This window comes from Amycolatopsis sp. NPDC059021 (genome assembly GCF_042739895.1).
GTDB lineage: Bacteria > Actinomycetota > Actinomycetes > Mycobacteriales > Pseudonocardiaceae > Amycolatopsis.
The window spans coordinates 20,112-26,260 of the sequence record NZ_JBHYIQ010000054.1; the positions used below are offsets into that span (position 1 = coordinate 20,112).

At 72.0% G+C, this 6,149-nt stretch carries 4 protein-coding genes; 2 read left to right on the forward strand and 2 right to left on the reverse strand.

What is annotated here, in order from left to right:
• Nucleotides 1–179 precede the first annotated feature (179 nt).
• Nucleotides 180–2,075 (reverse strand): BTAD domain-containing putative transcriptional regulator, encoded by a 1,896-nt coding sequence (locus ACFWX1_RS28275; RefSeq protein WP_378392322.1) that lies wholly within the window; start codon nucleotides 2,073–2,075, stop codon nucleotides 180–182.
• A gap of 262 nt (nucleotides 2,076–2,337) precedes the next feature.
• Here ACFWX1_RS28275 and ACFWX1_RS28280 point away from each other — a divergent pair, with 262 nt between their 5' ends.
• Nucleotides 2,338–3,180: a helix-turn-helix transcriptional regulator gene (locus ACFWX1_RS28280; RefSeq protein ID WP_378392324.1), complete on the forward strand. Its 843-nt coding sequence runs from the start codon at nucleotides 2,338–2,340 to the stop codon at nucleotides 3,178–3,180.
• Nucleotides 3,181–3,204: 24 nt separating this feature from the next.
• Here ACFWX1_RS28280 and ACFWX1_RS28285 read toward each other — a convergent pair whose 3' ends face one another.
• Entirely contained in the window at nucleotides 3,205–4,071 is an 867-nt protein-coding gene (locus ACFWX1_RS28285; RefSeq protein ID WP_378392326.1) for a helix-turn-helix domain-containing protein, read from the reverse strand.
• A 260-nt stretch (nucleotides 4,072–4,331) separates the two neighbouring features.
• Here ACFWX1_RS28285 and ACFWX1_RS28290 point away from each other — a divergent pair, with 260 nt between their 5' ends.
• Nucleotides 4,332–5,951 (forward strand): ABC-F family ATP-binding cassette domain-containing protein, encoded by a 1,620-nt coding sequence (locus tag ACFWX1_RS28290; protein ID WP_378392328.1) that lies wholly within the window; start codon nucleotides 4,332–4,334, stop codon nucleotides 5,949–5,951.
• The last annotated feature ends 198 nt before the right edge of the window (nucleotides 5,952–6,149 follow it).

Genomic DNA, 6,149 nt, shown 5'->3' on the forward strand with positions numbered 1-6,149 from the left:
GGGCGGCGCCGACCTGCCGGCCGCGAGTGTGCGCGCCCGCCGCTCCGCCGCTGCTACACACCGGCCGCCCCCCCGCCCGCCCCCGCCGCGGGAACCGTGCCTGTCCAGCACGGCCGGCCCACCCGCTGGGGTTCGGGCGGACGTCTATTCCGTTCGCCGTGTGGCGCGCACGAGCAGCCTCAACCGCACTGCGGGGACGGCGAGGGAGTCGAAAGGGGGTACAGCAGGGGAACCGCGTGGTCCGGGCGCCTGCCCTCCTCCGGGGTGTCACCCCGCCGCACGACGAAGTCCCGGCCCGCCGCGAACAGGCGCACCAGCTCGGGAATCCGCCAGCGGCCGCGCAGGGTCCCGGGGGTGAGCAGATGCGCGCGGCGGAGTTCGTCGAACAGCGGCGTCACGCCGGCTGTCCCCATTCCGTCCAGAACCGCCGTGCCGGCGTCGATCTCGGCCTCGGGGTGCGCCGCGAGCCGGCGCAACAGCCGCAACTGGTCCTGGCCGAGCCGGCGGCAGGCACCGGCGAACGCGTTGGTCACCACCGGCTGCCCGTCGATCGTCAGCGCGGCGAGTCTGCCGGGCCCCTCGAGCACCGCGGCCAGCTCCGCGACCGGCATGGCCGGATCCTCGGCCAGCCGGGCCGCGGCGGCCCGCAGCGCCAGCGGCAGGTACCCGCACGACCGGACGACCCGCGCGACCGCCTCGGGCTCGGCGTCCAGCCGTGGATCGCCGGGCACCGCGGCCAGGACGTGTCCCCTCAGCATGGCCGCGGCCTCCTCGCCACCGGGCGTCCCCAGGTGCACCAGCCTGCTCCCGTCCAGACCGGTGAGCAGCCTGCGGCTGGTGACGAGCACCGCGTGGCGGCCGGCGCCGGGCAGCAGCGACCGCACCTGTTCCGCGCAGTCGACGTCGTCGAGCACGACCAGTACCGGTTCGGACGACGCGGCCAGCAGCGAGCGGTAACGGTGCTCGCGTTCCCTGGTGCCCAGCGGCACCGGCCCGGCCGCGGCACCGAAACTGCCCAGCAGGGCGCCGAGCGCCCGCCCGGTGGCCAGCCCCCGGCCCGGCTCACCCGCCCGCACGTCGAGGAACAGCACGCCACCGCCGAACCAGCCGTGCTCACGGGCCCGGTGAGCGGCCTCGACGACCAGAACCGACTTCCCCGCCCCCGCCAGCCCCGCGACCACAGCGGCACGAACGCCGGGGTTCGCCGGGTTCAAGACCGAGAGGAGCTCGTCCACCGTGCCCTGCCTGCCGGTGAACACGGTCCTCGGCGGTAGCCCGCACACCGGACCGGGTGCGGGTACGGGCCGCTCGGTCACCGTGATCGCGGTGGTGCCCGGCGAGGCACCGCCATGCAGGATGGTCTGCTGTAGCGCCACCAGGCCGGCGCCGGGCTCGACGCCGAGTTCGTCGACGAGCCTGCGCCGGAAGTCCCGGAAGCGGGAAAGCGCTTCCGTCTGCCGCCCCGTCCGGCTCAGCGCGAGCAGTTGCTGCCCGACCAGTGTCTCGTCGTACGGCCACAACCCCAGTGGCTCGTTCACCGTGGCCAGTGCCGCGGCCGGTCTGCCCGAGGCCAGCTCGGCGTCCACCAGCAGGTGCCACGCCTCCGCCCGCCGCACGTCGAGACCGCGCCGATGTTCGGTCACCCACTGCTGGTCGTCACTGAGATCCTGCAACGCGGCACCCGCCCACTCGGCCAGCGCACGGCGCGCATGGCCGGCGGCCTCCACCGGATCACCGGCGACACGAGCCCGTTCGAGGTGCCCCACGAAGCGGAAATAATCGATCTCCTCGACATCGACCTCGATAGCCGACGCGCCCCGCAGCGAAGGCATCACGACCCTGCCGCCGAACACCGCGCGAAGCAGACGGCGAAGCCGCTTGACATACGTCCAGTAGGTCTCGGCCTTGGGCGGCGAGACATCCCACAACGCGTTGACGATCGCGTCGGTCGGCACCTGCCGGTTCGCGTTCAGCAACAGCACCGCCAGCAGAGCACGGTCCATCCGGCCACGCAGCGGTACCACCCCGCCCGCCGGATCGAGCACCTGCACTGGCCCGAGCAGCCGAAACCCCACCCTGCCCCCCCTTCCGCTTCTCGCCTCCCGGAGGTCCACTTCTAGCCGTTCGGAGGTTGTCCGGCGACGCGTGCGGGCACCGGACAATCAATCGCGCACAACCCGCCGCTTCCGGCCGGTGCCGGTCGATCACCACACGGTAGGCCGGGCCACGATCGCGGTCTTGGACAAATGCATGATCTTCCGCCCCTGCCGTCGGCGGGCTACGGTCCTCCAGGAGAGGCTCGTCCGGTGCACGTCGCCGCTCGCGGAGGGAGACGGCATGGACCGCTGGGTGGGAAGCCTGTCCCGCCGGGAGGGAACGGTGTGCGCCGGCGAGAGCGTCGCCGCACGACCCGACCCGCGGCTGGCGGCCTACGTGTTCGGGTACGCCGGGGCCCGGTTCCCCGACGCCGGCCCGTCCGTCCGGCGGATCGCGCCGATCGACGGGATCAAGGTCATCCTCGACTTCGAGAACCTGGACCGCCGGATGCTCACCACGGGCGGCCGGGGCCGCCGCGAGCCGTCCTCACCGGTCGTCGGGCTCCAGTCCGGCCCGCTGGTGTTCGAGCAGTCCGGCATCGATCACGGCATGGTGATCGGCTTGACGCCGCTCGGCGCGCACGCTCTGTTCGGGATGCCGCTCAAGGAACTGCCCGCCTACGCCGGCATCACCGAACTGCTCGGCACGCACGCGGCACACCTCGTCGAGCAGCTGGCCGAAACTCCGGGCTGGGCGGCCAGGTTCGCACTGCTCGACCGATGGCTGAGCGCACGGCTGCACCCCGGCGCGCGGTTGGCCACACCGGTCCAAGCCACCTGGGACCTGCTCAGCACCACCCACGGCCGCCCGGCGATCGCCGCCGTCGCCGATCAGGTCGGCTGGAGCCGCTCTCACCTCGAAGCCCGCTTCCACGCCCAGATCGGAATCCCGCCCAAGACGTTCGCCAGGATCGTCCGGTTCCACCACGCGCTGCGGCTGCTGGCACGGCACCGGCCCCCGAGCCGGTCGGATATCGCCGCCCTTTGCGGCTATGCCGACCAATCCCATTTCAACCGGGAGTTCCGCGCGCTCACCGGCTGCGCGCCCACCCGTTTCCTCGCCCTCGCCAGCCAGGAAACCTGATCCAGTCGCCGAGAACGCGGCCCGTCAGACCGCCGGAAGCGTGCTGTGCAGTTCCCGGGGGTGCGCCGGATCCGTGACGTCCCAGCGGCGTTCGTGCTGGCCGAAGCGCTGCCCGGCGCGGTAGGGCGGCACGGCCGTCAGGATGGCGCCACCGCCGTCCAGCCGGAGTGCGGCAGGCGGGAATCCCGGCGTGATCCGCGCCGCGCACCGGGGAGGCACGGCGACGTCGTGGGTGTCCCACAGCTGGATGTCGTCACTGGTGGCGAGGACCATCAGCCGGCCGTCGGCACTGCTGACCCGCAGGTCGCCGTTCCCCGAAGCCGCCGGCCCCGGCCGGACCGGGCCGGAAATCCGTTCCGCCCCGGCGGCGGGGCGCGGGGCGTCGCCGGGAGAGGGCAGGACAGCCCCGAACACGCTGGCATACAGAACCACGACGCCGGCGAGAGACGCGGCCACCGCGACGGCCAGCGCGACCCGGATCGACCGGAGGGACAGCCTCGGCGATTCGGGTGGCACGTACCTCGGCACTCCGGTCGGCGGCCGAGTGTCACCGGCCGGGGTGCCGGGTGGCCGCATCGTGGGCACCCGCTCGGATGCTCCGGCGGTCGTCGTGGCGGCCGCGGTGTCGAGCAGGGCGCGGGTGTCACGCCACCGCTGCTCCCAGACGCCGGGGTCGGCCCCACAGGCGGCGGCGAAGGCGCGCGTGACCTGAAGGCTCGGTAGCTGCCTGCCCCCTGCCGCCGCGGCCAGGGTGCTCGCCGAGTAGTGCGCGCGAGCCGCCAGCAGCCGATAGGGCGGGCTGCCCGCTTCCCTGCGCAGTTGCCGCAGCGCCTGCGCGAACTCGCAGGTCACACTGCCGTCCTGCTCCAGCGGACGCTCCGGCCTCGGCATGATCCCTCCCCCGACTCACTCCCGCACGGCTTCGTTCTCGAACGCCGCGGCACCCGCGCACAGATACTACCCAGCCACCGGCCGGACCAGCCGCGACGAGGGTTCCCTGCGCACCGAGCCATCGCTGGGACAAGGCGAGCCGACGTGGTTCTCGGCCTCGGCAACCATTCCGGCGGGAATTCGTCCACTTCGGACACTCGACGCCCTGCGCACCGAAAATCGGGAGCCTTCCGACGGTCCCGTCACTACACTCCGCGACCATGGGTCATCTGGAGGCAGCGCACGTCGAGTACATCCTGCCGGACGGGCGGACGTTGCTCGACGACGTCTCGTTCCGGGTGGCGGACGGCGCGGTCGTCGCACTCGTCGGGCCCAACGGCGCCGGGAAGACGACGTTGCTGCGGCTGCTGTCCGGCGAACTGCGGCCGCACGCCGGGTCGGTGACCGTCTCCGGCGGGCTCGGCGTGATGGCCCAGTTCGTCGGCTCGGTCCGCGACGAACGCACCGTCCGCGACCTCCTGATCTCGGTGGCGCCCCAGCGGATCCGCGACGCCGCCGCCGCGGTGGACGCCGCCGAGGAACTGATCATGACCGTCGACGACGAGGCCGCGCAGATGAAGTACGCGCAGGCACTGGCCGACTGGGCCGAAGCACGCGGGTACGAAGCCGAAACCCTCTGGGACGTCTGCACCACCGCCGCACTCGGCGTGCCGTATGAGAAGGCACGATGGCGGCTCGTACGGACGTTGAGCGGCGGCGAGCAGAAACGCCTGGTCCTCGAGGCACTGCTACGCGGCCCCGACGAGGTCCTGTTGCTCGACGAGCCGGACAACTACCTCGACGTGCCCGGTAAACGCTGGCTGGAAGACCGCTTGCGCGAGACGCGTAAAACCGTGCTTTTCATTTCCCACGACCGGGAACTGCTCGCCCGCGCTGCGGAAAAGATCGTCAGCGTCGAGCCGGGCCCGGCGGGTAGCGACGCCTGGGTACACGGCGGCGGATTCGGCACCTACCACGAGGCACGCAAGGAACGCTTCGCCCGCTACGAAGAACTCCGGCGGCGCTGGGAAGAAAAACACGCCCAGCTCAAACGCCTCGTGCTGGACATGCAGCAATACGCCGCGCGCAGCGACGAAATGGCCTCACGCTACAAGGCCGCCAAAACCCGTCTGCGCAAATTCGAGGAAGCGGGCCCGCCGCTGGAACCACCACGGCCCCAGGACATCCGGATGCGGCTGCGCGGCGGCCGGACCGGCGTCCGCGCCGTCACCTGCGAACACCTGGAACTCACCGGGCTGATGAAACCGTTCTCGCTGGAGATCTTCTTCGGCGAGCGGGTCGCGGTGCTCGGTTCCAACGGCTCGGGCAAGTCGCACTTCCTGCGGCTGCTGGCCGGTGAGGACGTCGCCCACACCGGTTTGTGGAAGACCGGGGCCCGGGTCGTCCCCGGGCACTTCGCCCAGACCCACGCCCACCCGGAGCTGACCGGGCGGACGCTGGCCGACATCCTCTGGACCGAGCACGCCAAAGACCGCGGTGCCGCGATGGCCGTGCTACGCCGCTACGAACTCGAACGCCAGGGCGACCAGGTCTTCGACAAGCTCTCCGGCGGGCAGCAGGCGCGGTTCCAGATCCTCCAGCTCGAACTCGCCGGCACCACCGCGCTGCTGCTCGACGAACCCACCGACAACCTCGACCTCGAATCCGCCGAAGCCCTGCAGGACAGCCTCGAAACCTACGAAGGCACCGTCCTGGCCGTCACCCACGACCGCTGGTTCGCCAAGACCTTCGACCGCTACCTCGTCTTCGGCTCCGACGGCGTCGTCCGCGAAACCCCCGAACCCGTCTGGGACGAAGGCCGCGTCGCCCGCACCCGCTGAAGCGCACCGCCATGGTCCGTGAATGCCTCCTTGAGGGAATCAGAGTCCCTCAAGGAGGTTCTCTCACTAAGGATTCTGGGGCCGCGGGTTGCCGGAGGTGCTGTAGGACGCCCGATGTCGCGGTAGCGCCCCTGGCGGGGATATTTAGAGCGGCAGCCGGCGTGCGGGGCGGAGGCCCCCACGCCCCCCGCGGCCGAG

Excerpts from the sequence above, each read along its gene's own strand:
- ACFWX1_RS28280 (WP_378392324.1), top strand. The coding sequence starts at position 2,338 with ATGGACCGCTGGGTGGGAAGCCTGTCCCGCCGGGAGGGAACGGTGTGC.
- ACFWX1_RS28285 (WP_378392326.1), bottom strand. The coding sequence starts at position 4,071 with ATGCCGAGGCCGGAGCGTCCGCTGGAGCAGGACGGCAGTGTGACCTGC.
- ACFWX1_RS28290 (WP_378392328.1), top strand. The coding sequence starts at position 4,332 with ATGGGTCATCTGGAGGCAGCGCACGTCGAGTACATCCTGCCGGACGGG.